Genomic DNA, 26,169 nt, shown 5'->3' on the forward strand with positions numbered 1-26,169 from the left:
GCCGCCGGCTGCGGGAAGCAATCAGAAGTCGGGGTGGTGAGCCTTTGATGACCCGAGCGACAGGAACCAAGCCTGCGCCACTGTTTCACGAGTGCGGCGCCAGCTGGTACTGGGTATTGGCTGGTCCTGCCTCGGCGATGGCCATGCTGCTGATCGAAAAATCCAGCGGTTACGGCTGGCAATTTCTGGTCCCGACGGTGTTCCTGGTGCTGGTGACCGGATTTGTTGCCTTACAGGTAAAGGCGGCGCGCATCCATACGTCGGTAGAGCTGACGGAACAGACCCTGCGTCAGGGCACCGAGACCATCCGGGTATCCGAGATTCTCAAGGTCTACCCCGAACCCGGGCATCCACTGGCCGTCGACAAGGACGTCGAGCGTTGGCAATCGGCGCGGGCGCTCGGCGAACTGGTAGGGGTGCCCCGAGGACGGGTGGGTATCGGCCTCAAGCTCACCCACGGGCGTACCGCACAGGCCTGGGCGCGTCATCATCGCCACTTGCGGGCGGTGCTGACTCCGTTGGTTGAGGAGCGCGTCGGGCCGGCCACCCCGGATGCCGATGAGGACGACAGCGACACCGGGTCCCCGCGGTGAAGGCCCGCTCCCGCGCTCTCGCCGAACTCAGCCTGGCCGCAGCTGCGGCGCTAGGCTGCGCGGTGAGCTGGTCAAACGTTCGCTCCACGGTGCCGGTCGCACCCGTTGCCGACGGGCAGCCGGTCACCATGTCGGTGGTCTACAACCCGCCGCTGTTGCTGCTGACCCTGCTGTTGGCGGCGCTCGCCGGGGTGCTCGCTGTGATCGGGGCTGCCGGGCTGCGCCGTTCGCGGGTGGCGCAACGCCGAATCCCGCGATGACCCGATCGCATCGCGGTCAAACCGCGCGCCGTCGGCCGGCCGGCTAAGCGCACCGGGCGTTGGGTGGTGCAGGGCGCCAATTTTCAGCGTGGCTCCCCGGTTGAGGCGCGGGTGTCGCGGCGGCGATGGGTCCGGCTAGGAGGCCAACCACGCCAGCTCGCCGGGCAACTGCTTGCGCCAAAACGCGACATCATGCCCGCCGGGCGAGAATCCACCGGCCGGCGGTGTGCGCAGCTGGGCGACGAATTGCTGGGTGGCCGGGTAGAAGCGGTCGCTGGTGCCGCAGTCCACCCGGATCGGGATCTTGGCCAGCGCGGGCAGCCCGAACACGTTGTGTTGCGCCCAATCCTCGTAGCTGTCGAATGCCCCCAGTTCGCTACCGGTGTAGGACGTGAACAGGGCCGGGCTCACCGCGCAGATCCCCGCGGTCTGTGGCGCGCCCAGCCGGGCGCCCAGCAACAACGCCCCATATCCGCCCATCGACCACCCGAGGAATGCGACGCGCGACGTGTCCAAGCCCCTCGCCGCCAGCATCGGCAACAGCTCGCCTAGTACCATCGCTCCCGAGTCGTGGCCGGAAACCCGCCGATGCCAATAGGTATCGCCGCCGTCGACACCCACCACGGCAAACGGCGGGTGGCCCGCCCGGGCCAACTGGGCAAGTTGGTCCTCCATCCCGAGGTCGACCACGCTGTTGGCGTTGCCGCCCTTGCCGTGCAAGGCGATCACCGGGTGCAACGCCGCGCTTCCACCGGGCGGGCGCAAGATCACCCAATTGGTTGGTATGCCGCCGCGGGCGGCGGAGATAAACGATCCAGACAGACGAGTCGGCAACTCATTGCCCGCTGTCGGCTCAAACGGGGCGGGCGAGGCGCTGACTTCGGGTGGCTCCTGCAACGCGCTCAATGCCCAGATGCTCATGGCCGCTCCCAGGGCACGGGCACCAAGGCGCAGCGCAACACGGCGGGTCAGCTGAGGCATGAGCGTGATCCTGCCGGGTCGAATAGCGTTGCCCGCAAGGCCACGCCGAATTAGTTATCACACCGTGACCGCGGAGAGAGCGACCGAATCTCGGCCCGATCCGCGTCGATGCCAGCCCATCGGGGCATGGGCTCGATGGTGTAGCAACTAGTTCCCTAATAGATAGAATATAATGGTATGTCGATAGTAGTTGATACTATGAGCGTGTGAAGTTGTCGGAGTACGCGGCGCGGAACGGGATCAAATACCGCGCTGCCTGGAACCGGTACAAGGCGGGGAAGATCGAGGGTGCGTACCTCGACGATTCGGGGCATGTGGTGGTACCTGACCCGCAGCATGCCCTCATCGGTAAGGCCGCTGTGTACGCCCGTGTCTCCACCCACAAGCAGCGCGATGATCTGGATCGTCAGGCGCAGCGGATGACCGCGTTCGCGAACGCGGCGGGGTTGTCGGTGGTGGCTGTTATCAAGGAAGTCGCTTCCGGGGTGAACGACACCCGCCCGAGGCTGACGGCGTTGTTGAAGGAGGATTCGTGGGGCACGTTGGTGGTCGAGCACAAAGATCGGCTGTCGCGAGTGGGGTTCGGCTGGTTCGAGGTTCTGCTCGGGTTGCAGGGCCGCCGTATCGTGGTTGCCGACGCCGCCACCGAGGAGAAAGCCGACCTGCTGGAGGACTTCGTATCGATCATCTACAGCTTCGCTGCCCGCCTGTACGGGTTGCGGTCGGCGCGACGCAGGACCGATGACGTGATCGCGGCGCTGGGGATCGACCCGAAACTCGCGGCGGGGCTGGTGTGATCGATGATCGCCGCGCATCGCCACACTGTCACCGCTAATCCGGGGAAGGTGGCGGCGCTGCGGGCGTTGTTCCCGCAGTTCCGTTCCGCGATGGGGCATTTGGCGGCGAAATCGCGCCGCGAACTGCTGGCGGGTGAGCAACTGGTGCAGTGGCGGGCGATGCCCAATGAGCGGCTGTGGTTTGATACGCGGTTGTCGGCTCGGCAGCTGAAGTCTGCCCAGAACATGGTGCACGCCAGCCTGTCTGGATGGTTGGCGCGGCTGCAGGACCGAGTACGGAAGTTGATCACCGGTTCGACTCTGCCGGAATTCGAGAAAACGGTGCTCTACCGGATCAACGCCCGTAGGGCCTGGTGGGTGTCGAGCCTGGAATTGCCGTGGGTCATCGACGGTGAGCGCCTAGTGCCCGTCGACCACAATCGTGTTGCCACCACGCCGGAGGTGGTGTGGATTGCGGTGGCTCCGCAGACCTTGAACCTGGCCCGGCGTCTGGCTAAACACGCGCAGAAGCAGATCGGGTTCCCGAACCTCTCGCGGGTCAACACTCTCACCTTGGATGGCATCGTGGCCAAGACAGAGGTGGCGCGCACCGCCACCCAACGCGGCCGTGTCGGCTACTGGGTGAAAGTGGCGACCCTGGTCCGTGGGAAACCCGTGTACGTGCCACTGAACACCAACCCCAGGTTCACACGGGAACTCGACCAGGCACGCGGCAGGGGCGGGAAGTTGTGCTCGGCGATTCAACTGCACCGCACTGAACACGGTGTCGAGGTTTCGCTGATCACCGACCAACCCGACACCGCGCTACGGAAAACCGGATCCGTGGTCGGGCTCGACTTTGGTTTCTCCTCAGCGCTTTTCGCCACCAGTGAGGGACAATTGCTGGGCCGCGCGATGCTGGCGCGGCTGCGCGAACTGGACGTCGTGCTGCAATCCATCGCGACCGACCTACAGCGCAGCTGCATCCCACTTAAAACCGATCCCACCTACCGCAAACTCCAGACACGAATCCGCGATTACGTGGCCAACGAGATTGGGCGGCTGCTCAACCGTCTCGCCGCTGATGATATCCGTGAACTGGTGGTCGAGCGGCTGGATTTCCGCGGCGGCGGGCTCTCTAAACGCATGAATCGGCTGTGCACCCGCACTGGTCGGCGCGTCCTGAAAGCCCGCTTGCAGCGATTGACCGAACGCCACGGAATCGCCGTCACCATAGTTCCCGCACCGTACTCCAGCCAGCAGTGCTCGGGATGTGGCTACGTGCACAAGACCAACCGCAAAACCCAGGCACGGTTCGTGTGTGGGTTTTGCGGCAAGAAACTTCACGCGGACGTGAACGCGTCCAGGACCATCGCGTCGAGACGTTCTCGACCACTACCGGATGGCACTGGTCCACGCTCGCGGGAGAACACCCGCCGACTGCTCGACAGCGACCACTGCAAACGGTGGAACCTGCCGACACAAGGCGCGGTCCACGGCATGACAGGTGCCCGTGGACGCAGCCCAACGGCTGCGTGACCTAAAACCCATGAACTGCCATGGAATTAGGAACTGTGGGTCAACAAAAGGCTTGCGCCTGAGGCGCTCTCCCGCATTGGACTCAACCCATCGCTTGCCGCTACCGACGTACCTGACACCTGGCTGGTGGAAAATGTCGAAGGCGCACATCGGCTCCCACCGGGCCGAGCGCTGGACCTCGGCTGCGGCGCGGGACGCAATGCGCTCTATCTCGCCAGAAACGGGTGGGACGTGGTCGGCATCGACATACTCGGCCAGGCGGTAAAAAAGGGGCGCGCAAAAGCCATCGGGCATGCCGCGAAAGCGCGCTTCCTGCAAGGCGATGTGACCAGACTCTCCGAGCTAAACCTCGGCGGTGGCTACACCCTGATCATCGACAGCGGCTGCTTCTACGGGCTTTCGGCCGCCCAGCGCGACACCTACGCCGCCGGCGTCACCCAGGTCGCCGCGCCCGGCGCGCTCCTGCTGATGGCCGGCTTCAGCAAAATCGCGGGCACCGGTATCGGCATCTCGGAACGCGACCTGTGTCGCTTCCCCGGATGGGAGCTGCGCGCCAGCGCGCGGGTTCCGCTGGAGGAGATCAGCCGCCACACCCGGATTCCACTGCCGCTGAAGCTAGCCATGCGCAGCGGCCACCTGCGGATCCACCGCTTCGAACTGGTGCGGGCTTGGTAACACAGCAGGGCGGTACAACACCAGGGCGGGTGCGAGCTCGGGGGCGGTTGCGGCGCGACAGCCCTGCCGGTTCCAGTTATTCTCGCCCCAATCCCGCAGGCGGCGCTGTGGTCGGCCGCGTGGCGCCTGAGCGCCGGCGTGGCCGCCGCGGTCAGCGCTCGAAAACAGCCTGCTCAGCCCGGGTGACCGTGGGGCTATGGCAATAGGGCGGATCTGCAGGGCCTGCGGGTGAGCGTCATCCAGCGCGAGCGCGCAACCCATCGGCGTCGATGATCTTGATCACGGCGTATCCGATACGGATGAGATGATCGTGCTCGAACTCTTTGAGAATCTTGTTGATCGAGGGGCGCCGTACGCCGAGCATGGCTGCCAGGGTGTGTTGCGTGAGTTCGACCTGGCCGTCGATTGCTAAGTCGAGAAGAAGCTGCGCAAGTTGCGTCGGAAGCGGCCTGCCAAGCAGGCTCAACCTGACCCGTCCGGCCAGCACCCGTTGCGCCACACTCGACAGCCACCGTCTGGAGATGGCCGGATGGGCGGCGAGCAACCGCTCGAAGGCGTTCCGATCCAGAAACAAACACAATGTGTCCGATAACGCGCGCGCAGTGTATGGCACCGGCAAATCCAGCAGCAGCGGGATATCGCCGACCACGTCGCCGGCGCGAAGGACATCTATCACAGCCCGCCGGCGTCCGGAGCCGGCCGTGAGCTCAATTTGCCCCGCCCGCACAATCCACACCCCGCTGGCGACGTGAGCGGCGGAAAAAACCACTTCCCCGGCGCTAAAGGTCCTGACCTGCAGGCTTTCGGCCAGTGCAGAGAGGTCTTGGGGGTGCAGCGGGACAGTGGCGCCGCGACCGAGGTACCGCGCGACCCAGGCGGCATGTCGCATCTTTGCCCCGGAGACCGGCCGCCCGGCCAGCGGCCCCGCGATGTGCGTGACCGGCTCCGCCGGCTGGTCTGACACCGCTCCTCCTCCGCCGCCCAGACGATGTCAACGTGCCTACAATCTTGCCCCCCATGGGTTGCCGTGGGGCTCGCGTGCGCCGGATCGGACGATCCGGCGGCTACCGGTGACACGAGCCGCACTGATCCCGGCCGATCAGTGCGAATGCCCTGGCCGCCGCGTCGAGGCACGTTTGCGTTCGTGTCCGGCGGATGCTGCGCAGTCAGCGGCGCTTTCGATAATGCGGCACACGGTGGTGGCCTGGCCGCTGGGGCGTTGATCGCCATGCGCGGTCTGTAGCGCGGCGACCAGCCTGGCGCGCAGGGCGCCCAGGGCGGCAATCGTTTGGTCGATGTCGCGCACCTGCTGATCGAGCACCGCAATGACTTGCTTGCAGGGCATTACGCCCTGTCGATGCAGGTCGTGCGGGGTGGCGCTGGCCACCTTGACCTCCCAGTGCTTAGCCCTCAGCCTACCCGGGTGCGCGCGGACGCCATGGTGTCGTTCGCGCCGTTCATCCGCGGCGCGTTGGCACGGGGCTGCCAACCGTTGCGGGTTGAGTGGTCGGTAGTTGTCGGTGGTGTGCTGTAGGAACAGGGGTGTGAATCTTGCGGTGTGGGCTGAGCGCAACGCTGTTGCGCGGGTGAGTGCGTATCGCTGGTTTAGCGCCGGGTTGTTGCCGGTGCCGGCGCGGCGAGTGGGTCGGCTGATTCTGGTGGATGAGCCGATCGGCGCGGCTGGCCGAAGATCACGCACGACCGTGTACGCGCGCGGCTCCTGGGCTGATCAGAAGGCTGATTTGGATCGGCAGGTGGCGCGGGTGACCGCGCGGGCCACCGCCCAACAGATCCCGGTCGACACGGTGGTGACCGGGGTTGGTTTCGCGCTCAACGGGCACCGCCGGAAGTTTCTCGCCGTACTGGGTGACCCGACGGTGAGTCGGATCGTGGTCGAGCATCGGGATCGGTTCTGCCGGTTTGGCTCGGAGTACGTGCAGGCGGCGCTGGGCGCCCAGGGCCGTGAGCTGGTGGTGGTCGATTCCGCTGAGGTCGATGACGACCCGGTGGGCGATATGAGCGAGATCCTCACCAGTATGTGCGCTTGGTTGTATGGCAAACGCGCTGCGCAGAACGGGGCCAAGCGCGCGCTGGCGGCCGCGGCGTCCGACGAGGTGGAGGTGGCCTGAGATGCCGCGTTTCGAGGTGCCCGACGGCTGGTGTGTGCAGGCGTTCTGTTTCACCCTGGACCCGAACGGGGGCCAGGACCGCGCGCTGGCGCGGCATTTCGGGGCCGCCGCAAGGCCTACAACTGGGCCGTCGCCACGCTGAAAGCCGATATCCGGGCCTGGCACGCCACCGGTGTTAAGACAGCGAGGCCCTCGCTGCGGGTGCTGCGGAAACGCTGGAATCAGGTCAAAGACGAGGTGTGCGTCAACGCCGAGACGGGCCAGCCGTGGTGGGGTGAGTGCTCCAAAGAGGCCTACGCGGGCGGGATCGCCGCCGCGGTGGACGCCTACTGGAACTGGCAGAGCTCCCGATCGGGCAAACGCGACGGCAAGCCGATGGGCTTCCCCCGGTTGAAGAAGAAAAGACGCGACGCCGACCGCGTGACGTTCACCACCGAGGCGATGCGCCTCGAACCCGACCGCCGGCATGTCACCTTGCCGGTGATCGGCACCGCCCGCACCCATGAGAGCACCCGCCGCATCGAGCGCCTCATCCGTGCTGGGCGGGCGCGGGTGCTGGCGATCAGCGTGCGGCGCGACGGCGCCCGACTCGACGCGAGCGTGCGGGTGCTGGTGCAGCGGCCGATTCAGCCCGGCGTGGCGCTGCCCGAGTCGCGGGTCGGTGTCGACGTCGGGGTGCGCCGGCTGGCGAGCGTGGCCAGCGCCGGCGGCGGCGTGATCGAACAGGTGGCTAACCCGCGCCCGCTGGAGGCGGCGCTGCGCGAATTACGGCGCGTGTCGCGGGCCCGTTCACGCTGTGTGAAAGGCTCCCGCCAATATCGTGAGCGCACCACGCAGATGTCTCGGCTGTATCGCCGGGCCAACGATGCCCGCACCCATCACCTGCACGTTCTGACAACACGATTGGCCAAAACCCACGGCCGGGTCGTGGTGGAAGGATTAGACGCCGCCGGGATGCTGCGGCAAAGAGGGCTGCCCGGTGCCCGCGCCAGACGGCGCGGACTCTCCGATGCCGCCCTGGGCACCCCGCGCCGGCACCTGTATTACAAGGCTGGCTGGTACGGGTCACGGCTGGTGGTCGCTGACCGCTGGTTCCCGTCGAGCAAAACCTGCCACCTTCGTGGGCATGTGCAGGACATCGGATGGGACGAAACGTGGCAATGTGCCACGTGTTTGGCGGTCCATCAGCGCGATGACAACGCCGCGATCAACCTCGCGCGCTACGGGGAAACCATTAGCGTCGTCGGCCCAGTTGGGGCCGCCGTCAAGCGTGGAGCCGACCGTAAGACCCGGCCTGGCCGGGCAGGTGGCCGTGAAGCGCGGAAGGGACGCGGCCGCAAGGCCGCCGAACAACCCCGAGACGGGGTGCAAGTCGCGTGACCACTAAAGATCACTCACTTGCAACGGTAAATGCCGGGCTCAGCTGGTGGACAACGACGCGCCGGCAGGAGAGACTGAGAGCGCGACGGGCCCGGGAGGATTCAGCATGATGACCTCCCGACAGCCCGGTGGAGCGGCCTGACCCGAAGGAGACCTATGCCCGAGGCAACGGATCCCACGTTTTACCGCAGTCCGGGCGCGGCCATCGGGGCCCCGCCCGAGAAGCTGGCCTACGTTGCCGCTTTCGACCCGGCCGGACGGGCGAGGGATGCGCTGGCCGTTGTGGACTGCGACCGGACCTCCTCGACGTATGGCGGTGTGGTCGGCTGGGCCGAGTTGCCCACGGCCGGTAACGAACTCCACCATTTCGGCTGGAACGCATGCTCGAGCGCGCTGTGCCATGACGGGCACGGCGGAGCTCACGCGCTCGAGCGCCGCTACCTGATCGTGCCGGGTATCCGCTCTTCGGCGACGTATGTCCTCGATACCAAGCCCGACCCGCGACAGCCGTCGGTAGCGCACGTCATCGAGGCGGGCGAGCTCGCCGCCAAGGCCGGGTATTCTCGCCCGCACACCGTGCACTGCGGACCCAACGGCATTTTCATGTCCGGGCTGGGCGGCGCCGACGGCAACGACGGCCCTGGCGGTGTTGCCCTGATCGACCACGACACGTTCGAGGTCATCGGGCCGTGGGAGCGGGATCGTGGCGAGCAGTTCTTCGCCTACGACGTATGGTGGCATCTGAGCTACAACACGATGATCACCTCGGAGTGGGCGACGCCTTCGATGCTCGAAAACGGGCTCAACCCCGAGGATCTGCTCGGTCGGCGGTTTGGCCATCACCTGAACTTCTGGAGCATGTCCGAGCGGAAGCTCACCCAGCGCGTCGATCTCGGGGATGAGCACCAAATGGTGCTCGAACTGCGCCCGGCCCACGACCCGGCCAAGGCGTTCGGATTCGTCGGCGTGGTGATCAACGTCGAGGACCTCTCGTCGTCGATCTGGCTGTGGCACCGGCAAGGTGACCGGTGGGCGGTCGAGAAGGTCATCACCGTCCTGGCCGAGCCCGCCGCCCGCGACGACCTGCCTCCGGCGCTGAAGTCGTTCGGCGCTGTGCCGCCGCTGGTCTCCGACATCGACTTATCGGTGGACGACCGTTGGCTTTACGTTTCATGTTGGGGCACTGGTGAACTCAAGCAGTTTGACGTGAGTGACCCGTTCCGTCCCCGGCATACCGCGTCGGTGCGCCTCGGGGGAATCGTACGCCGCCAGCCGCACCCGGCGGCGCCGGATACACCCTTGGCCGGCGGACCGCAGATGGTGGAGATCAGCCGCGATGGGCAGCGGGTCTACGTCACCAACTCGCTGTATGCGACGTGGGACGACGTGTTCTATCCCGATGGTGTCGGGGCCTGGATGGCGAAGCTTGACGCCGACACCGGCTTCGGCGGGCTCACTGCCGACCGCGAGTTCTTCCTTCACGGCAACGACTTTCGAGGTCTTAGAGTGCATCAGACCCGGCTGCAGGGTGGTGACGCGTCAAGCGACTCGTACTGCTACACCAATTGAGGCGGTTTGTCGCTGCCTGGCATGACCGCGGCGTCGGGGCACGCGGTGAGCGGTCTTGTGACGCGCCCGGTGCCGTCGCCGATCGGCCACCGGGCAGATCCCGCGATCCGGCAGCCGCGCTGCAGCGCTTGACCTTGTCCCAAGGGCAACCCCTAAATTTGGCCGTTACCGCAGACGGGTTGATCGCGCGGGAGCAGAGGTTTTATTGCGGCAGCTACCGGGGCGACGGTGTGGAGGAGTGGTTGACATGACAGCACGACACGGATGGCTGGCGAAGGCGGCGCCCATGGTGGGGACTCACGTGTTGGTGTTTGCGGGGTATGAGGCGCTGCATAGGGCTTTGGCGAAGGTTCCCTGGCGAAAGGCAACGGTCAGCACTACCGCCTGGGGTCTGCGGGCTGCCCGAAAGGTGGAGAGCACGGCCAAGGGCAGCGCCGAGAAGGCTCGACTGATGCTCGCCGACATGCTCGCCGAGGCTGTCGAGCGCATCGGGGAGGAAGTGCCACCGCCGGCGGCGGAGTCCAGTGCCGCCCAAGACCGCTGATTCTCATCCGTGATGCCGCCACCGGTACCACGGCAAAGCTGACCGCGCTTTCCTCGGACCGGATGCGGGTGCACGCCACCGGGTTTGACTTGGGCACGGCACGGGCCTGCGCAATCGGGGAATCGGCCGGCAAGGTCACCGGTGTGCGCGCTTATCCGCGATCCCCCCGGCCGCGCCGTGCTCGCTCAACCCGACCGTCGCCGGCATGGCGATACGAGCAGCTACGTGCCCATTTCACCCCTTCCCCGGTATCACCGAGCCTCAGGAGGCACAGCAAGACAGTTTGGTGACATCACGGGTGAAGGTTTGCGCGGCCAGCTTGAGCCCTTCGGCCATGGTCAGATACGGGCACCACTGCTCGGCCAGCTCGACCACGGTCGCCTTGTTGGCCAGCGCGCCCACGGCGGCGGCGATTACCTCGCCCGCGCCGTCGGCGACCACATGGGCGCCCAACAGCCGGCCCGAGTCTTGCTGGGCAACGAGTTTGATCAGGCCGCGGGTATCGTGATTGACGATCGCTCGGGGTACGTAATCCAAGGGAAGTACTCGGCATTCACACTCGTAGCCGGCCTTGATCGCCTCGCTCTCGGTTATCCCGACCGCGGCGATAGCCGGACTGGTGAACGTCACCCGCGGCAGCGCCGTGTAGTCCAGGCTGCGCTGTGCACCGTCGAATGCATTGTCGGCCACCAGGTTTCCGTGTGCTGCCGCGACGTAGACGAACTGTGGGGCCCCGGTGACGTCGCCAGCCGCCCAGATCCGCGGGTTGGCCGTGCGCAAAAAGTCATCGACGAGCACCTCGCCCTTGGTGCCGGTGGACACGCCAACGGCGGCCAGGTTCAGTGACGCGGTGACCGGCCGGCGGCCGGTGGCGACCAACAACTGCCGAGCGCGTAGCTCACCGGCGTGCCCGTCAGCAGCGCGGTAGGCCAACTGGTAGCCGCCGTGCGCGTATCCGACCCGGGTGGTGGTGGCGCCGGTGAGCACCCGCAGCCCTTCACCGGTGAACACCTGTTCGATGACGGCGGAGATCTCGGGTTCTTCGAGCGGCGCCAACCGCTCCAGCACCTCCACCACGGTGACGTCCACCCCCAATCGCGACCACAATTGGGCCTGCTCGAGGCCTACCGCGTTGCCGCCGAGCACGATCATCGATTCCGGCAGCGCCGGCATCTCCATTGCGGTGGTCGAGGTCAGGAAACCGGTCTCGGCCAGCCCGTCAATCGGCGGCGCCCATGGGGCCGACCCGGTCGCGATCAGATAGTGCTCGGCCTCCACCGCCATGGACCCGCCCCCGGTGAGGGCGACATCCAGGACGGGTCCCGGTGCGAAGCGGGCGGATCCCGCCACGATGTCCCATCCGTACTCGGCGGCCAGGTCGGTATATTTCGCGGCGCGCATCGTGGCCACCAAGTCATCCTTGGCGCCGATCAGCCGTGCCACGTCGACGCCAAACGGGGTCACGCTGATGCCCGGGAACCGCTCCTCAAGGCTTTCGCGGCGGATCGCCGCGGCGGCCAGCAGCGCTTTTGACGGCACACATCCGGTGTTCACACACGTCCCGCCGACCGTGCCGCGCTCGATCATCACCACCCTCTTGCCCTTGCCGCGGGCGGCGATCGCCGCGGCGAACCCCGCACTTCCCGACCCGATCACCGCGAGGTCATAGCGCACCATCCGATCCTCCACTTCCATTCGCATTGCCAAATTTCCTTATGGTAACCTATTTGGAGATTCGGATATCGATAGATTAGGATGGGGTTTCGTGACCGACGTCACTCCGCCGCGCGCCGCCCTGCTGCCCACCACCGCTAACGGGGTGGAGACGGTGGCGAAATTCTTCCGCGCCCTTGCCGATCCGGCCCGGTTGCGGCTGCTGGAGTTCTTGTTGGACGAGGAGCACACCGTCAGCGACTGCATTGCGCACATCGGGCTCTCCCAGGGGCGGGTGTCCAGCCACTTGGCGTGCCTATCCGACTGCGGCTACGTGCAACTGCGTCGCCAGGGCCGCTTCACGTTCTATCGAGTCAGCGACCCGCGCGTCGCCGACTTGGTGCTGCTGGCCCGCTCGCTGGCCGCGGACAACGCCGCCGCCCTGGCTGCGTGCATGCGTATCACCACCCCGAACGCGTGATCGGCGAGAGAGGCGAGAGAGGCGAGAGAGGTCTGCCATGTCGACGCCCTTCGGCCCCCGCCGCACCCCGGTCGCATTCGTGGTGGCGGGTTTGCTGGTGCCCGCGTTGTGTTGTGGCTTGCCGGTGCTGATCGCCGCCGGCGCGATCGGTGCCGCGGGCGCGGCTCTGACCGATCCATGGGTGATCGGCGCGGCCGCGATGGTGGTTGTCGTCGTCGCGACGCTGTTTGCGCGGCGCCGGCGCGGCTCCGTGGGAGGTCGCCGGGGCTGCGCACGTGCGCCGGGCGATGCCGGCCGATCCGATCAGCCCCGCCCGTCGTCCAGTTTGACCCAGGAGCGTTAGCCCATGCCCGAGCAGCCCTCGACCACTCGCCGCGTCCCACCGGGTTCTCGCCTCCGTCCGGTGGTGATCGTGCTCGCCGGCGCGGCGGTCCTCGCGATCGCGTTCGCGCTGTATGCGGCGCTGTCCCCGGGCGGGAAACGCACACCCTCCCAGCACCCCGCCGGCCCCGCCGCGAGTGGGGCGGCGGTGACCGCGCAGACCATGCAGGGCACGCGGGTCAGGGTGCCCGACGGCGCACGGCCCAGTGTGCTGTTTTTCTTCTCCGCCACCTGCGGCAACTGCGGCCCCAGCGCCCGGGCCGTCGGTCAGGCCCAGCAGGCCGCCGGCCCCAAGGCGGTTTTCGTCGCCGTCGACATCGACCCGTCCGACAGCGAGCAGGCCATCAAGGACTTCCTGATCGCCAACCAGGCAGGCGGTGTGGCCTTCACCCGTGACGCCCGCGCCGCATTGATGAGCAGCTACCAGGTCACCCAGCCCTCCACGGTCGTCGTGCTGGATGGCGCCGGCGCGGTGATGTTCCGGGCCGTGGAACCCACCGCCGATCAGATCGGCGCCCAACTGGCGAAGCTGGGCGCGTGATCGGACCGCTGCTGGCGCTCGCGTTCGGCGCGGGGATGCTGGCCCCGGTCAACCCGTGCGGCTTCGCGGTGCTGCCGGCCTACCTCGCCTACGCGGTCGAGACCGCGGCTAACCCGGCCGCTCGGGCGGGCGCGCTGTCCCGGCTGGCCGGTGGGCTGCGGGCCGGATCGGCCCTGACGGCCGGATTCGCCGGCACCCTCACCGTGATCGGGCTGCTGCTCGCCCTCGGGTTGCGCTCCCTGGTGCGGCTCATCCCGTGGCTGGCGGCCGCGCTCGGCGCGAGCCTTGCCGTTGTTGGCCTGCTCATGCTCATCGGCTGGCAGCTGCCGGTGCGGCTGCCGGCGCGCCGTTCCGGCGCCCCGCAACGCGCGCCGATGGGGATGGTGGCCTTCGGTGCCGGATACGCGCTGGCCTCGGCTTCGTGCTCAATCGCGGTGTTGCTCGCGGTGATCACCCAGGCCCTGGCCAGCACCAACATCTCGGGGGTGTTGCTGGTGTTCGGCGCCTACGCCGCCGGCGCGGCGACGCTGCTGTTGTCCCTGGCGGTGTTTGCCGCATTCGCCAGCGGCTTGATCACCCGGTTTCTGCGTCGCCTGGTCCCGTACATGAACCGTCTCGCCGGTGCCGTCCTCGCTTTTTCCGGCGGCTACCTGGTGCTGTACTGGCTGCCGCAATTAGTTGGCGGTCGCCCCGGCGCCAGTGCGTTCAGTGGCGTGGCCGCCGCGGTGTCGGCCTGGATCAGCGCACATCAACTGGCGGTCACGTTTGTCGCGCTCGGTATTGCCCTGCTCACCGCGGTCGCCGCGCTTGTCACTCGGGCCAGCAACCACAGCACCGACGTCGCAACGGACTGCTGCACGCGCCCGCAGATGCCACCGGCGGAACGCGCCGACGGCCCCGGGCTATAGCGGCACCGCCATGCCGGTGAGTCGACTTCGGTGATCTCGCGCAAATTCTCCGCGCAAAATACCCTCGTGGGTGAATCGGTCACCCGACAGTGCGTCCGGCATGCTTTACCTGCGCCGCACTATCCGATTCTATTCGGGGCCGGTTGTTGGTTAGGCGGTGACGCAGTCGATCAACAAACCTCGCCCGGCGCGAAGCGCCCGGCTACCCTCGTGGGCTCAAAGTCCTCGTGTGCTCAAAGCCGGCGCATTTCTCGTTTCATTCGGAACGGCTCGAGAAAATCTAGCGGGGGCGGATAATGCGGTGACAAACGGCGCCCCGGCAGTGACGCCGCAGCCACTGGCCCGACGGCACCGGTAACCGCCTCGGTTCTCCGGAAGGTGGGCCGTAACGGCTGGGTAGCCGTCGCCGACGCGATCCTGTGCTCGGTGGCGATCCCGGTGGCCGGCAAGACCTCGATCACCGTCGGTGAGGCCGACTCGGCAAGTGTCGGGCCCCTCGATGTGTGGGTCGGCACCGCGGGCAATAGGCGCATTGCAGTGCCTCCTTTACCCTGTCAGGCAGCTGACAGTGCCCCATCACCGGGTGAATTGTCGTCACGAAAGGCGGGGTGTTGTTGAGGAATCCGCCTCGGTTTGTCGCGTGATCAGCACATTCGAAAAGGCCCGCTGGAGACGCCATAGGCATTGGGGGGGATATCTGCGACCCGATTCGCATTGGCGTGCGGCACCCAAACCGGGCGGGAAATCCGGGCGTTAAAAAGTGGGGCGGAAAACGGCTGGGCCCGCCCGGCTGGCGTCAACTCTTACACCCCGTAGTGGACACGGTCGGAGCAGCTGGGACACTGGTGGTCGTGCACAGTGCTGACCCGGTGACAACCCCGGCCGGGACATCCGCGAGGGCGTCGGCCGAGCTGTTCGAGCATGCCCGGGCGGTGATCCCCGGCGGCGTGAACTCCCCGGTGCGGGCCTTTACGGCGGTCGGCGGCACGCCCCGCTTCATCACCCGGGCGCGGGGCTGCTGGCTCGCCGACGCCGACGGCAACCGCTATGTCGACCTCGTTTGCTCCTGGGGCCCGATGATCCTGGGTCATGCCCACCCCGCGGTCGTTGACGCCGTCGCCAAGGCCGCCTCCGACGGGCTGTCCTTTGGGGCGCCGACACCGGCCGAGACGGAGCTGGCCACCGAGATCATCGCCCGGGTGGCGCCGGTCGAGAGGATCCGGCTGGTGAATTCCGGCACCGAGGCCACCATGAGCGCCGTCCGCTTGGCCCGCGGGTTCACCGGCCGGGCCAAGATCGTCAAATTCGCCGGCTGCTACCACGGCCATGTAGACGCGCTGCTTGCCGACGCCGGCTCGGGGGTGGCGACCCTGGGCCTGCCATCCTCGCCGGGGGTCACCGGAGCCGCCGCTGCCGACACTATCGTGTTGCCCTACAACGACATCGACGCGATCCGTCAAACCTTCGCCCGGTTCGGTGAGCAGATCGCCGCGGTGATCACCGAGGCCAGTCCGGGCAACATGGGGGTCGTTCCGCCCGTGCCGGGATTCAACGCCGCGCTGCGCGCGGTCACCGCCGAGCACGGCGCGCTGCTGATCATCGACGAGGTGATGACGGGTTTCCGGGTCAGCCGAAGCGGGTGGTACGGACTCGATCCCGTCGATGCCGATCTGTTCACCTTCGGCAAGGTGATGAGCGGCGGGCTGCCGGCCGCGGCCTTTGGCGGGCGCGCCGAGGTGATGGAGCGTCTGGCCCCGCTCGGGCCGGTGTATCAGGCCGGAACACTGTCGGGTAATCCGGTCGCGGTGGCCGCGGGGCTGGCGACACTGCGGGCCGCCGACGACGCCGTCTACGCCACCTTGGACGCCAACGCGGAGCGGCTGGCCACGCTGCTGTCCGGGGCATTGGGGGACGCTGGTGTGCCCCATCAAATCGCCCGGGGCGGCAATATGCTCAGCGTCTTTTTTGCCGGCGATCCCGTGACCGACTTCGCGGCGGCGAAGGCCAGTCAAACGTGGCGTTACCCGGCGTTCTTCCACGCGTTGCTGGACGCCGGCGTGTACCCGCCGTGCAGCCCGTTTGAGACGTGGTTCGTCTCGGCCGCTCTCGACGACGCTGCCTTCGCGCGGATCGCCGAGGCGCTGCCCGCCGCCGCCACCGCCGCCGCCCGGGAGCGCGAACCCTGATGGGCGAGCACACCCGCATCCACCTGGTGCGCCACGGCGAGGTGCACAACCCCGACGGCATCCTCTACGGCCGGCTGCCGGGATTCCACCTGTCGGATACCGGCAGACGGCAGGCCGCAGCGGTCGCCGACGCGCTGGCTCACCACGACATCGTCGCGGTGATCGCCTCTCCGCTGCAGCGGGCCCAGGAGACCGCCGCGCCCATCGCCGCGCGCCACGACCTGGCCGTGGACACCGATCCCGACCTGATCGAATCGGCCAACGTCCTGCAGGGCAGGGGTGTTTCGCCGGGTGACGGCGCCTGGCGCGACCCGCGCGTGTGGTGGCACCTGCGCAATCCGCTCACCCCCTCGTGGGGGGAGCCCTACTCGCAGATCGCGGCCCGGATGGCGACGGCGATCGACAAGGCGCGGGCTCGGGCCGCCGGGCACGAGGCGGTATGTGTCAGCCATCAGCTGCCGATATGGACACTGCGGCTCTACCTGACCGGCAAACGGCTCTGGCATTTGCCGACGCGGCGGCAGTGCGCGCTCGCGTCGCTGACCTCCCTGGTCTACGAGGGGGATCGCCTGGTGGATGTGGTGTACTCGCCGCGGGCGGTAACGTGACCACGCGCCGATGGCTGCTGTTCGGGGCGGTCCTGGCCGCCCTGATTGCCGGCTGCGCAAGCGGTCGCGACGCGGTCGCGCAGGGCGGCACTTTCGAGTTCGTCGCCCCTGGCGGCAAGACCGACATCTTCTATGATCCCCCCTCGCGGCGGGGCCGCCCCGGGCCGCTGAGCGGACCGGATCTGACGAACCCGGCACGCACCCTGTCGCTGGACGACTTCGCGGGCCGCGTCGTCGTCATCAACATCTGGGGTCAGTGGTGCGGGCCCTGCCGCGCCGAAGTCGGCCAGCTACAGCGGGTGCATGAGGCCACCCGCAGCGAGGGCGTGTCGTTCCTCGGCATCGACGTGCGAGACACCAACCCGCAGCCGGCCCGCGACTTTGTCGCGGACCGGCACGTCACCTACCCGTCGATCTATGACCCGGCGATGCGCACCCTGATCGCCTTTGGCGGCAAATACCCGACCGCCGTCATCCCGTCCACGCTGGTGTTGGACCGCCGCCACCGGGTGGCGGCGGTATTTCTGCGGGAACTGCTCGCCGAGGACCTGCAGCCGGTGGTGCGCCGGGTGGCCACGGAAAACGCCACGGAAAAAGCCACGGCGAAGGCCGTCGGAATGGCCGTGGGAAAACGCACCACCCCACTCCCGGCGGAACCGCAATGACCGCGATGAGCGCAACGACCGCAATGACCGCAATGAGCGCAATGAGCGGGATCACCGGGCTGTCGGCGCTCGCTGCGACCGGGCCGCTGCTGCCGGCGCTCGCGGTGTGCCTGCTGGCGGGGCTGGTGTCATTCGCCTCGCCGTGCGTAGTGCCGCTGGTGCCGGGCTACGTGTCGTATCTGGCAGCCCTGGTCGGCGTCGACGAACAGCAGCGGCCGGGTGCGCTCACGGCGCCGCGCGCCGCGCGGTGGCGGGTCGCCGGCTCGGCGGCGTTGTTTGTGGCCGGGTTCTCCGTGGTGTTCATGCTCGACACGGTCGCCGTGCTCGGGATGACCACCGCCCTGATCACCGACCGGCTGGTGCTCCAACGGGCCGGCGGGGCCCTGACCATAGTCATGGGCCTGGTCTTTGTGGGCTTCATTCCGGCCCTGCAGCGCCAGGCCCGTTTCGCCCCACGGCGGTGGTCGACGCTGGCCGGGGCGCCGATCCTGGGCGCGGTGTTCGCGCTGGGCTGGACACCGTGCCTGGGGCCCACGCTGACCGGCGTGATCACCGTCGCCTCCGCCACCCAGGGCCCGACGGCGCTGCGGGGGATCGTGCTGGTGGCCACCTACTGCCTGGGACTGGGAATCCCGTTTGTGCTGCTGGCGTTCGGCTCGGCGCAGGTCGTGGCCGGACTGAGCTGGCTGCGCCGGCACACCCGGGCGATACAGCTCTTCGGCGGCGCCCTGCTGATCATGGTCGGTGTGGCGCTGCTCACCGGGGCGTGGGACACCTTCGTCTCGTGGTTGCGGGACGCGGTGGTGTCGGACGTGAGGTTGCCGATTTGACCCCCGGGGCTCTGCTCGCGCAACGGGCGCGCAACACCTGGCGAGCGCTGACGTCGATGGGCACCGCGTTGGTGCTGCTGATCCTGCTTGCGCTGGGCGCGATACCCGGTGCGCTGCTGCCGCAGCGGAGCCTCAACCCCGGCAAGGTGGACGAGTATCTGGCCACCCACCCGGTGATCGGACCGTGGCTGGACCGGCTGCAGGCGTTCGACGTGTTCTCCAGCTTCTGGTTCACCGCCGTCTACGTGCTGCTGTTCGTGTCCCTGGTAGGCTGCCTTGTCCCGCGGCTGGTCGAGCATGCCCGCAGCTGGCGCGCCACCCCCGTGGCCGCACCCCGGAACCTGGCCCGGCTGCCCAAGCACGCCGCCGCCACCGTCGTCGGCAGCCCCGAATCCGTGGCTGCGACGATAACCCGGCGGCTGCGCGGCTGGCGCACCGTCACCCGTCGCCAAAACGCCGGCGTTGTCGAGGTGTCCGCCGAGAAGGGGTACCTGCGTGAATTCGGTAACCTGGTGTTTCACTTTTCGCTGCTGGGCCTGCTGGTCGCGGTCGCCGTCGGCAAGCTGTTCGGCTACGAGGGCACCGTGGTCGTCATCGCCGACGGTGGCCCGGGCTTCTGCTCGGCATCCCCGGCCGCCTTCGACTCGTTCCGCGCCGGCAATAGCGTCGACGGCACCTCCCTGTATCCCATATGCATCCGGGTCAACGATTTTCAGGCCCACTACCTGCCATCCGGCCAGGCCACCTCGTTCGTGGCGAACATCGATTACCAAGCCGGCCGCGATCTGGCCGCCAACAGCTGGCGGCCCTACCGGCTGGCGGTCAACCACCCGTTGCGGCTCGGCGGCGACCGGGTCTACCTGCAGGGCCACGGGTATGCCCCCACCTTCACGGTGACCTTCCCGGACGGGCAGACCCGCACCTCGACCGTGCAATGGCGCCCCGAGAACGCCGCCACGCTGCTCTCGTCGGGCGCGGTGCGTATCGACCCGCCCGCCGGCCAATACCCCGATCCCGGCGAGCGTCGCAACCACCAGATCGCGATTCAGGGCCTGTTCGCGCCCACGGAGCAGCTCGACGGCACCCTGCTCTCGTCCAGCTTTCCCGCGCTGAACGACCCCGCGGTGGCGGTCGACATCTACCGGGGTGACACCGGCCTGGATACCGGCCGGCCGCAGTCCCTGTACGCCCTCGATCCGCGGCTCATCCGGGATGGCCGGCTGACCAGGCAAAAGCGGGTGAATTTGCGTGCCGGCGAGCAGGTCCGGCTGGAGGACGACGGGACCGTCGTGCGCTTCGACGGCGCGGTGCCGTTCGTCAACGTGCAAGTCTCCCACGATCCGGGCCAGGCCTGGGTACTGGCTTTCGCTATCACGATGATGGCCGGGCTGGTGGTGTCGCTGGTGGTGCGCCGCCGCCGGGTGTGGGCCCGGATCCTGCCGGCAGTGGCGGCCGATACGGCGACTATCGAGCTGGGCGGCCTGGCGCGGACGGACAACGCCGGCTGGGGCAACGAGTTCGAGCGTCTGAGCGAGCGGTTGCTCGCCGGTGTCCTCCCGGCTGCGGCCGAGCCGCCGGCGCCGCAGGAACCCGCACCGGCGGGAAGGGACGTCAGATGAGCCGTGCCGACGACGATAATGCCGGCGGAGCCGGGATCGAGGAGTGGCGCCAATGAACACCATGCATGTGAACATCGGATTGGCCCGCTATTCCGACTGGGCGTTCACCGCGGCGGTGGTGGCGCTGGTGGTGGCGCTGCTGCTGCTGGCCGTCGAGCTGGCCTACACCCGCAGCCGCACCGAGAGGCTGGTCACGGCCGGCCCGGCGGCCACCAGCCGGCCGACACCCCGCCCCGCTCTCGACGCGGCGGAGCGGTTCGAGGAACGCGTCGGCCGGGCCGGCCTGGCGGCGGTCTATGTGGGGATCGGCCTGCTGCTGGCGTGCATTGGGCTGCGCGGGCTGGCCACCATGCGGGTGCCCTGGGGCAACATGTACGAGTTCATCAACGTGACCTGCCTTTGCGGTCTGCTGGCCGGGGCAGCGGTGTTGCGACGGCCGCAGTACCGCGGGCTGTGGGTCTTCCTGCTGATGCCAGTGCTGATCCTGTTGACGGTGTCCGGGCGCTGGCTATACACCAGCGCCGCCCCGGTGATGCCCGCGTTGCAGTCCTACTGGCTGCCGATTCACGTCTCGGTGGTCAGCCTGGGCTCGGGGGTGTTTCTGGTCGCCGGCGTGGCCAGCATGCTGTTTTTGGCGAGAATGTCGCGGTTGAGTGACCCGGACACACCCGGAACGTTCGCGCGGATGGTGCGCCGGTTGCCCGACGCGCAGACCCTGGACCGGATTGCCTACCGGACGACGATCTTCGCGTTTCCGGTGTTCGGCTTCGGGGTGATCTTCGGGGCGATCTGGGCCGAGCAAGCATGGGGGCGGTACTGGGGCTGGGATCCCAAGGAGACGGTCGCGTTCGTCGCCTGGATCGTGTATGCGGCCTACCTGCACGCCAGGTCGACCGCGGGATGGCGCGACAAGAAGGCGGCCTGGGTCAACGTGATCGGCTTCGCGGTCATGGTGTTCAACCTGTTCTTCGTCAACCTGGTGACCGTTGGCCTGCACTCCTATGCTGGGGTGGGCTGACCGGACACCGTGCGGGGTTCGGCGGCTGCGATACCGCCGCTAATCGCGCGGTTATCACCGGGCCGGCAGACCGGGCCCGGAGTACCGGGGCGGTCGCGACAACCATTACCGGATGGTTGTCGACAACCGGCCGGAGTACGGCGATGAGGGGAAGTGCACGTGTCTGAGCATCCAACGCAGGCCGGCGGGGTGCCCCGAGATCACGGGGATCATCCGACAACGGAGTTGGCGGCGCAACCGCACGCCGGCGAGCCCGACACGAAAGCCAGCGAAGCCGAGACCAAGGCCTTCGCCGGCTTTCGCACCCAGCGGCGCTTCGTCGACACCCAGACCCGTGCCGTGGCGCCCCCGCCAACCCGCGCCGAGCCGCGGGCATGGGGGGCCGCGACGCCCGCTCGGGGGATTCCGCAGCAGGTTGTCGACAGCCCGCCCTACACCCATTACGGCCCTTACGGCGCACCGCCGGCCGAGGGATTGCCGCAGATGCCGTATCGGCAAGCGCCCATGCCGCCCACCCGCTATCCGGAGCTATCCACCAGCACGCTGTTGCGCCAGATCAAGCCGCCGCCCTCGGAGGGCTGGCGGCGCTGGCTGTATCTGCTGTCGGGCCGGTTGATCAACCTGGGGGAAAGCCCACGGGTCACCCGCTACAACGACCTGGTCATGCAGGCGAACCGGCCGCTGCGGGGCTGTTACAAGATCGCCCTGCTGTCCCTGAAGGGCGGGGTCGGCAAGACCACCATCACGGCGTGTCTGGGCGCCACTTTCGCCTCAATCCGCGGTGATCGGGTGGTGGCGGTGGACGCTAATCCCGATCGCGGCACGCTGAGCCAGAAGGTGCCGTTGGAGACCTCGGCGACGGTGCGCCACCTGCTGCGCGACGCCGAGGGCATCCAGCGCTACAGCGATGTCCGCAGCTATACCAATCAGGGACCGAGCCGGCTGGAAGTGCTGGCGTCGGAGACCGATCCGGCCGTGTCGGAGGCGTTCAGTGACGAGGATTACGCCCGCACCCTGGACATCCTGGAACGGTTCTACGGCATTGTGCTCACCGACTGCGGCACCGGGCTGCTGCATTCGGCGATGGCGGCGGTGCTAGCCAAGGCCGACCTGCTGATCGTGATCAGCTCGGCGTCCATCGACGGCGCGCGCAGTGCCTCAGCGACCCTGGACTGGCTCGACGCGCACGGCCACGAAGACCAGGTCCGCAACTCCATCGCGGTCATTAACGCGGTGCGGCCGCGCTCGGGCAAGGTCGATATGCAAAAAGTGGTCGATCACTTCTCCCGGCGGTGCCGGGCGGTGCGGCTGGTGCCGTTCGACCCGCACCTGGAAGAGGGCGCCGAGATCAGCCTGGAGCTGCTGAGGCGGGAGACACGCGAGGCGCTAATCGAGCTGGCGGCGGTTGTCGCCGACGGGTTTCCCAGCGACCAGCGACGGCCCCACGAAGCATTCCTGTAGCTCTACCGGGGTCTAATGCTGGTCTAATGCTGGTCTAATGCGGGTCTAACGGGTTGTTGCCGCCCCGGCTTAACCGGCGCAGGAACTCCGGGTCATCGTCGGGTCCGGTCACCCGCGTCGTCGGCCGGCTGGCCTGCGATCGGGCCGCACGCCAGCCGATGTAGATCAGGGTTGCCAAAACCAGGATCAGGAGCAGGTAGAGCACTCGACACCTCCTTTCTCCGAATATACCTGCGCCGTAATCTCGAACCGTGCCGGATGATCCACGCTCCACGGGCCGGGTGGCTGTTGACGTGCTGCTCTACGCGGCAGCCCGGATGCTCTTGGCGGTCGCGCTCAGCGCGGCGATCTACGCCGTGGCCCGGGCGGTCGGGGTGGCCGAGTTCCCGGTCGTGGTCGCCGCGTTGTTCGGTCTCGTCATCGCGATGCCGCTGGGCATCTGGGTGTTCGGCCCGCTGCGCCGCCGGGCGACCGCGGGCCTGGCGATGATCGGGCAGCGGCGGCGGCGGGAGCGCGAGCAGTTGCGCGCCCGACTGCGTGGGGAACCGCCGCCGGGTGAGCAGTGACGGCCCGGGGCCTGCCGTCGGCACCTCCGGCGCCCCTCAGTGGGCCAGCGTCAATGCGAGCGCGACAGCCGTCGACCAGACCAGCATCGCCAGCCCGGTGTCGCGCAGCACCGGGATCAGCTCACCTCCGCCGGCACCGCTGCGCACCGGCCGCACCGCCCGCGCCGCCAGCGGCACGGCAAGCAGTCCCGCTGCGCACCGCGGCGTGGCCGCCATCAGCGCCAGGGTCAGCACCCCGGCGGTCGCCAGCAGCGTCTGGTAGAAGACTCGGGTGCCGGCGTCGCCCAGGCGAACCGCCAGCGTGGTCTTGCCGGATCGCCGGTCGGTGGGGATGTCCCGGAGATTGTTGGCCACCAGCACCGCCGACGACAGCGCGCCCACCGACACCGCCAGCACCAGCCCCACCCAGTCCACCCGCCGCGCCTGCGTGTACTGGGTTCCGAGCACCGCGATCAGCCCGAAGAACACGAACACCGCCAGCTCGCCGAGGCCCGCGTAGCCGTAGGGCCTGGAGCCACCGGTGTACAGCCAGGAGCCGGCGAGGCAGAGCGCGCCCACGGCGATCAGCCACGGCGCGCTGCACAGCGCCAGGACCAGTCCCGCCAGCGCGGCGACCGTCAGGCTCCCGACGGCCGCGGCCAGCACCGCCCCGGGGGTGGCCAGCCGCGAGCCCACCAAGCGCGGCGGCCCGGCCCGATCGTCGTCGGTGCCGCGGATCCCGTCGGAGTAGTCGTTGGCGAAGTTGACCCCGACGATCAGCGCCATCGCGACGAGCTGTGCCAGGAGCGCTTTCCACCACACGGCGGCATGCAGCCAGGCGGCGGCGCCGGTACCGGCGATCACCGGCGCCACCGCGTTGGGCCACGTCCGGGGCCGCGCGCCGTCGATCCACTGCGCGAAGCTGGCCACGCTGCGATCCTTGCACGGCAATGCCCGACAATGAGCGGGTGCTCGCGGTGATCGGCGGCAGCGGCTTTTACACCTTCTTCGCTGGAGAGACGCGCGCCATCAGCTTGGACACCCCGTTTGGCAAGCCCAGCGCCCCAATCACCGTGGGCGCGGTCGGCGGGCATAAAGTCGCCTTCCTCCCCCGCCACGGCGTCAACCATGAGTACTCGGCGCACAGGGTGCCCTACCGGGCCAACATGTGGGCCTTACGGGCGCTCGGAGTCCGCCGGGTCTTCGCTCCGTGCGCGGTCGGCAGCCTGACTCCCGCGATCGGGCCCGGCACGGTGGTCGTGCCCGACCAGCTGGTCGACCGCACCCACGGCCGCGCGGACACCTATTACGAGTCCGGCGGGATTCACGTCAGTTTCGCCGACCCGTACTGCCCGACATTGCGGGCCGCGGTCACCGGCCTGCCGGGCGTGGTCGACGGCGGCACCCTGGTGGTGGTGCAGGGACCCCGGTTTTCCACCCGCGCTGAAAGCCGGTGGTTTGCCGCTGCCGGGTTCACTTTGATCAACATGACGGGCTACCCGGAGGCAGTGCTCGCCAGAGAACTCGAAATATGCTATGCAGCAATAGCTTTGGTGACGGATCTAGATGCCGGGGCGGTGGCCGGCGGTGGCGTCAAGGCCGTTGACGTGTACGCCGAGTTCGAGAAAAACATCGAGGGCTTCAAAAAGCTGATACACGCGGCGATCGGCCGGCTCGCCGTGCCACACACCTGCACGCAGTGTCGCGGACAGGTGGGTGCCGCGTTGCCGTGGGACTTGCCGTGAGGGTGCTTTTGACTGGGGCCGCCGGGTTCATCGGGGCCCGAGTGGAGGCGGCGCTGCGGGCTGCGGGCCACGAGGTTATCGCCGTGGATGCCATGCTCCCCGTTGCACACGGGCGAGACCCATTGGCGCCGAAGGGATGCCGACGAGTCGACATTCGCGACGGCGATGCGCTGGCTCCGTTGCTGGACGGTGTGGACCTGGTGTGCCACCAGGCGGCGGTGGTGGGCGCCGGCGTCGACGCCGCCGACGCGCCGTAGACCGGCGCGTCGACGCCGCCGACGCGCCGGTCTACGGCAGCCACAACGATTACGCCACCGCGGTGCTGCTGGCCCGGATGTTCGCCGCCGGTGTGCGGCGCCTGGTGCCGGCGTCGTCGATGGCGGTCTACGGCCAGGGCCGCTATGGTTGTCCCGAGCACGGGCCCGTTGATCCGCCTCCGCGGCGGCGGGCGGACCTCGACGCCGGCGTCTTCGAGCACCATTGCCCGCTCTGCGGGCGCGAGGTGCGCTGGCTGCCGGTCGGTGAGGAGGCCCCCTTGCGACCGCGCAGCCTGTATGCCGCCAGCAAGGCGGCCCAGGAGCACTACGCGCTGGCGTGGTCGGAGTCCACGGGCGGCTCGGTGGTGGCATTGCGCTACCACAATGTCTACGGTCCCGGCATGCCGCGCGACACCCCCTACTCGGGTGTGGCGGCGATTTTCCGCTCCGCCATCGAAAAGGGCGAGCCGCCACCAGTTTTCGAAGACGGTGGACAGATGCGCGATTTCGTGCACGTCGACGACGTGGCGGCCGCCAACCTGGCGGCGACGGCACTAGACCGTGGCGGGTTCACCGCGGTCAACGTGTGCTCCGGGCGGCCGATATCAATCCTGGAGGTGGCGACGGCACTGTGCGCCGCGCGGGGAGCTGAGGTGTCCCCCGTCATCACCGGGCGCTACCGCAGTGGCGACGTGCGCCACATCCTCGCCGACCCCACCCGGGCCGCCGAGCTGCTGGGCTTCCGGGCTGCCGTCGATCCGCGGGAAGGATTACGCGACTTCGCCTTTGCGCCGTTACGTGGTGGGTGAGCCGCGCTCGGCGCCG

Annotated in this window: 27 protein-coding genes and 2 pseudogenes; 23 read left to right on the plus strand and 6 right to left on the minus strand. The window is 68.3% G+C overall.

Translation table 11 applies throughout. The annotated features are described in order from the left end of the window. Nucleotides 1-47 precede the first annotated feature (47 nt). Together MSM1_RS09990 and MSM1_RS09995 are read left to right on the plus strand one after the other, a co-directional pair. The gene (locus tag MSM1_RS09990; protein ID WP_213441825.1) at nucleotides 48-593 is read left to right on the plus strand and encodes a DUF3093 domain-containing protein; all 546 of its coding nucleotides are present in this window, start codon (nucleotides 48-50) and stop codon (nucleotides 591-593) included. Then, a complete protein-coding gene (locus MSM1_RS09995) occupies nucleotides 590-853 on the plus strand; it encodes a hypothetical protein (RefSeq protein ID WP_213441827.1) in 264 nt (87 codons plus the stop codon). Before MSM1_RS09990 ends, MSM1_RS09995 begins: the two co-directional genes overlap by 4 nt. A 135-nt stretch (nucleotides 854-988) precedes the next feature. Here the strand turns inward: MSM1_RS09995 and MSM1_RS10000 are convergent, their stop codons facing one another. Next, entirely contained in the window at nucleotides 989-1,834 is an 846-nt protein-coding gene (locus tag MSM1_RS10000) for an alpha/beta hydrolase-fold protein (protein ID WP_213441829.1), read from the minus strand. Nucleotides 1,835-2,046: 212 nt separating this feature from the next. Between MSM1_RS10000 and MSM1_RS10005 the strand changes: the two genes are divergently transcribed. From MSM1_RS10005 to MSM1_RS10015, 3 genes are all read left to right on the plus strand, one after another. Then, nucleotides 2,047-2,631 (plus strand): IS607 family transposase, encoded by a 585-nt coding sequence (locus MSM1_RS10005; RefSeq protein ID WP_213442806.1) that lies wholly within the window; start codon nucleotides 2,047-2,049, stop codon nucleotides 2,629-2,631. 3 nt (nucleotides 2,632-2,634) lie between these two features. Further along, nucleotides 2,635-4,149 carry a zinc ribbon domain-containing protein gene (locus tag MSM1_RS10010; RefSeq protein WP_213441831.1) on the plus strand — a complete coding sequence of 505 codons (1,515 nt, stop codon included), beginning with the start codon at nucleotides 2,635-2,637 and terminating at the stop codon, nucleotides 4,147-4,149. 126 nt (nucleotides 4,150-4,275) lie between these two features. Continuing rightward, the gene (locus MSM1_RS10015) at nucleotides 4,276-4,824 is read left to right on the plus strand and encodes a methyltransferase domain-containing protein (RefSeq protein WP_213441833.1); all 549 of its coding nucleotides are present in this window, start codon (nucleotides 4,276-4,278) and stop codon (nucleotides 4,822-4,824) included. A 235-nt stretch (nucleotides 4,825-5,059) separates the two neighbouring features. Here MSM1_RS10015 and MSM1_RS10020 read toward each other — a convergent pair whose 3' ends face one another. Beyond that, nucleotides 5,060-5,788 carry a Crp/Fnr family transcriptional regulator gene (locus MSM1_RS10020; protein ID WP_213441835.1) on the minus strand — a complete coding sequence of 243 codons (729 nt, stop codon included), beginning with the start codon at nucleotides 5,786-5,788 and terminating at the stop codon, nucleotides 5,060-5,062. 135 nt (nucleotides 5,789-5,923) lie between these two features. Further along, the gene (locus MSM1_RS10025) at nucleotides 5,924-6,211 is read right to left on the minus strand and encodes a hypothetical protein (protein WP_213441837.1); all 288 of its coding nucleotides are present in this window, start codon (nucleotides 6,209-6,211) and stop codon (nucleotides 5,924-5,926) included. Between the two features lie 157 nt (nucleotides 6,212-6,368). Between MSM1_RS10025 and MSM1_RS10030 the strand changes: the two genes are divergently transcribed. The 4 genes and pseudogenes from MSM1_RS10030 to MSM1_RS10045 all read left to right on the plus strand — a co-directional run bounded on the left by MSM1_RS10030 (nucleotide 6,369) and on the right by MSM1_RS10045 (nucleotide 10,446). Continuing rightward, complete coding sequence (locus MSM1_RS10030; protein ID WP_213441839.1) at nucleotides 6,369-6,953, plus strand: IS607 family transposase; 585 nt, start codon at nucleotides 6,369-6,371, stop codon at nucleotides 6,951-6,953. 1 nt (nucleotide 6,954) lies between these two features. Beyond that, nucleotides 6,955-8,333: pseudogene (gene tnpB, locus MSM1_RS10035) on the plus strand (IS607 family element RNA-guided endonuclease TnpB). 156 nt (nucleotides 8,334-8,489) lie between these two features. Then, complete coding sequence (locus MSM1_RS10040; protein WP_213441841.1) at nucleotides 8,490-9,902, plus strand: selenium-binding family protein; 1,413 nt, start codon at nucleotides 8,490-8,492, stop codon at nucleotides 9,900-9,902. A gap of 247 nt (nucleotides 9,903-10,149) precedes the next feature. Then, complete coding sequence (locus tag MSM1_RS10045; protein WP_213441843.1) at nucleotides 10,150-10,446, plus strand: DUF1490 family protein; 297 nt, start codon at nucleotides 10,150-10,152, stop codon at nucleotides 10,444-10,446. A 261-nt stretch (nucleotides 10,447-10,707) separates the two neighbouring features. Here the strand turns inward: MSM1_RS10045 and merA are convergent, their stop codons facing one another. After that, nucleotides 10,708-12,141 carry a mercury(II) reductase gene (merA, locus tag MSM1_RS10050; RefSeq protein WP_236056035.1) on the minus strand — a complete coding sequence of 478 codons (1,434 nt, stop codon included), beginning with the start codon at nucleotides 12,139-12,141 and terminating at the stop codon, nucleotides 10,708-10,710. Nucleotides 12,142-12,211: 70 nt separating this feature from the next. Between merA and MSM1_RS10055 the strand changes: the two genes are divergently transcribed. The 11 genes from MSM1_RS10055 (at nucleotide 12,212) to MSM1_RS10105 (ending at nucleotide 22,797) form a co-directional block, all read left to right on the plus strand. After that, nucleotides 12,212-12,580, plus strand: a complete 369-nt coding sequence (locus MSM1_RS10055) for a helix-turn-helix transcriptional regulator (protein WP_213441845.1) — start codon at nucleotides 12,212-12,214, stop codon at nucleotides 12,578-12,580. A 37-nt stretch (nucleotides 12,581-12,617) separates the two neighbouring features. Continuing rightward, nucleotides 12,618-12,923 carry a hypothetical protein gene (locus MSM1_RS10060; RefSeq protein WP_213441847.1) on the plus strand — a complete coding sequence of 102 codons (306 nt, stop codon included), beginning with the start codon at nucleotides 12,618-12,620 and terminating at the stop codon, nucleotides 12,921-12,923. Nucleotides 12,924-12,926: 3 nt separating this feature from the next. Continuing rightward, complete coding sequence (locus tag MSM1_RS10065; RefSeq protein WP_213441849.1) at nucleotides 12,927-13,502, plus strand: thioredoxin-like domain-containing protein; 576 nt, start codon at nucleotides 12,927-12,929, stop codon at nucleotides 13,500-13,502. Beyond that, a complete protein-coding gene (locus MSM1_RS10070; RefSeq protein ID WP_213441851.1) occupies nucleotides 13,499-14,410 on the plus strand; it encodes a cytochrome c biogenesis protein CcdA in 912 nt (303 codons plus the stop codon). Before MSM1_RS10065 ends, MSM1_RS10070 begins: the two co-directional genes overlap by 4 nt. An 851-nt stretch (nucleotides 14,411-15,261) precedes the next feature. Next, the gene (gene hemL, locus MSM1_RS10075; RefSeq protein WP_213441854.1) at nucleotides 15,262-16,596 is read left to right on the plus strand and encodes a glutamate-1-semialdehyde 2,1-aminomutase; all 1,335 of its coding nucleotides are present in this window, start codon (nucleotides 15,262-15,264) and stop codon (nucleotides 16,594-16,596) included. Further along, a complete protein-coding gene (locus tag MSM1_RS10080) occupies nucleotides 16,596-17,204 on the plus strand; it encodes a histidine phosphatase family protein (RefSeq protein ID WP_236055912.1) in 609 nt (202 codons plus the stop codon). The genes hemL and MSM1_RS10080 overlap by 1 nt, the downstream gene beginning before the upstream one ends. Beyond that, a complete protein-coding gene (locus MSM1_RS10085; RefSeq protein ID WP_307857354.1) occupies nucleotides 17,201-17,869 on the plus strand; it encodes a TlpA disulfide reductase family protein in 669 nt (222 codons plus the stop codon). The genes MSM1_RS10080 and MSM1_RS10085 overlap by 4 nt, the downstream gene beginning before the upstream one ends. Before the next feature lie 41 nt (nucleotides 17,870-17,910). After that, nucleotides 17,911-18,699: a cytochrome c biogenesis CcdA family protein gene (locus MSM1_RS10090; protein ID WP_236056046.1), complete on the plus strand. Its 789-nt coding sequence runs from the start codon at nucleotides 17,911-17,913 to the stop codon at nucleotides 18,697-18,699. A 56-nt stretch (nucleotides 18,700-18,755) separates the two neighbouring features. Next, nucleotides 18,756-20,318, plus strand: coding sequence for a cytochrome c biogenesis protein ResB (locus MSM1_RS10095; protein ID WP_213442811.1), 1,563 nt, complete (start codon nucleotides 18,756-18,758; stop codon nucleotides 20,316-20,318). A gap of 52 nt (nucleotides 20,319-20,370) precedes the next feature. Then, on the plus strand, nucleotides 20,371-21,336 hold the full coding sequence (gene ccsB, locus MSM1_RS10100) for a c-type cytochrome biogenesis protein CcsB (protein ID WP_213441858.1): 966 nt from the start codon (nucleotides 20,371-20,373) through the stop codon (nucleotides 21,334-21,336). A gap of 153 nt (nucleotides 21,337-21,489) precedes the next feature. Beyond that, nucleotides 21,490-22,797 (plus strand): AAA family ATPase, encoded by a 1,308-nt coding sequence (locus tag MSM1_RS10105; RefSeq protein WP_213441860.1) that lies wholly within the window; start codon nucleotides 21,490-21,492, stop codon nucleotides 22,795-22,797. A gap of 34 nt (nucleotides 22,798-22,831) precedes the next feature. Here MSM1_RS10105 and MSM1_RS10110 read toward each other — a convergent pair whose 3' ends face one another. Beyond that, complete coding sequence (locus tag MSM1_RS10110) at nucleotides 22,832-23,002, minus strand: hypothetical protein (protein ID WP_213441862.1); 171 nt, start codon at nucleotides 23,000-23,002, stop codon at nucleotides 22,832-22,834. 46 nt (nucleotides 23,003-23,048) lie between these two features. Between MSM1_RS10110 and MSM1_RS10115 the strand changes: the two genes are divergently transcribed. Continuing rightward, nucleotides 23,049-23,363, plus strand: coding sequence for a DUF4229 domain-containing protein (locus MSM1_RS10115; protein WP_374101703.1), 315 nt, complete (start codon nucleotides 23,049-23,051; stop codon nucleotides 23,361-23,363). A gap of 36 nt (nucleotides 23,364-23,399) precedes the next feature. Here MSM1_RS10115 and MSM1_RS10120 read toward each other — a convergent pair whose 3' ends face one another. Further along, nucleotides 23,400-24,272 carry a 1,4-dihydroxy-2-naphthoate polyprenyltransferase gene (locus MSM1_RS10120; RefSeq protein ID WP_213441864.1) on the minus strand — a complete coding sequence of 291 codons (873 nt, stop codon included), beginning with the start codon at nucleotides 24,270-24,272 and terminating at the stop codon, nucleotides 23,400-23,402. Nucleotides 24,273-24,292: 20 nt separating this feature from the next. Here MSM1_RS10120 and MSM1_RS10125 point away from each other — a divergent pair, with 20 nt between their 5' ends. Then, complete coding sequence (locus tag MSM1_RS10125; RefSeq protein ID WP_213441866.1) at nucleotides 24,293-25,087, plus strand: S-methyl-5'-thioadenosine phosphorylase; 795 nt, start codon at nucleotides 24,293-24,295, stop codon at nucleotides 25,085-25,087. Further along, nucleotides 25,084-26,153, plus strand: a pseudogene (locus MSM1_RS10130) (NAD-dependent epimerase/dehydratase family protein). Before MSM1_RS10125 ends, MSM1_RS10130 begins: the two are co-directional and overlap by 4 nt. The last annotated feature ends 16 nt before the right edge of the window (nucleotides 26,154-26,169 follow it).

This window comes from Mycobacterium sp. SM1 (assembly GCF_018361265.1).
Lineage (GTDB): Bacteria > Actinomycetota > Actinomycetes > Mycobacteriales > Mycobacteriaceae > Mycobacterium.

Excerpts from the sequence above, each read along its gene's own strand:
- MSM1_RS10095 (WP_213442811.1), top strand. The coding sequence starts at position 18,756 with ATGGGCACCGCGTTGGTGCTGCTGATCCTGCTTGCGCTGGGCGCGATA.
- MSM1_RS10125 (WP_213441866.1), top strand. The coding sequence starts at position 24,293 with ATGCCCGACAATGAGCGGGTGCTCGCGGTGATCGGCGGCAGCGGCTTT.
- MSM1_RS09990 (WP_213441825.1), top strand. The coding sequence starts at position 48 with ATGACCCGAGCGACAGGAACCAAGCCTGCGCCACTGTTTCACGAGTGC.
- MSM1_RS10000 (WP_213441829.1), bottom strand. The coding sequence starts at position 1,834 with ATGCCTCAGCTGACCCGCCGTGTTGCGCTGCGCCTTGGTGCCCGTGCC.
- MSM1_RS10090 (WP_236056046.1), top strand. The coding sequence starts at position 17,911 with ATGAGCGGGATCACCGGGCTGTCGGCGCTCGCTGCGACCGGGCCGCTG.
- MSM1_RS10010 (WP_213441831.1), top strand. The coding sequence starts at position 2,635 with ATGATCGCCGCGCATCGCCACACTGTCACCGCTAATCCGGGGAAGGTG.
- ccsB (WP_213441858.1), top strand. The coding sequence starts at position 20,371 with ATGAACACCATGCATGTGAACATCGGATTGGCCCGCTATTCCGACTGG.
- MSM1_RS10045 (WP_213441843.1), top strand. The coding sequence starts at position 10,150 with ATGACAGCACGACACGGATGGCTGGCGAAGGCGGCGCCCATGGTGGGG.
- MSM1_RS10080 (WP_236055912.1), top strand. The coding sequence starts at position 16,596 with ATGGGCGAGCACACCCGCATCCACCTGGTGCGCCACGGCGAGGTGCAC.
- MSM1_RS10040 (WP_213441841.1), top strand. The coding sequence starts at position 8,490 with ATGCCCGAGGCAACGGATCCCACGTTTTACCGCAGTCCGGGCGCGGCC.
- merA (WP_236056035.1), bottom strand. The coding sequence starts at position 12,141 with ATGGAAGTGGAGGATCGGATGGTGCGCTATGACCTCGCGGTGATCGGG.
- MSM1_RS10065 (WP_213441849.1), top strand. The coding sequence starts at position 12,927 with ATGCCCGAGCAGCCCTCGACCACTCGCCGCGTCCCACCGGGTTCTCGC.
- MSM1_RS10060 (WP_213441847.1), top strand. The coding sequence starts at position 12,618 with ATGTCGACGCCCTTCGGCCCCCGCCGCACCCCGGTCGCATTCGTGGTG.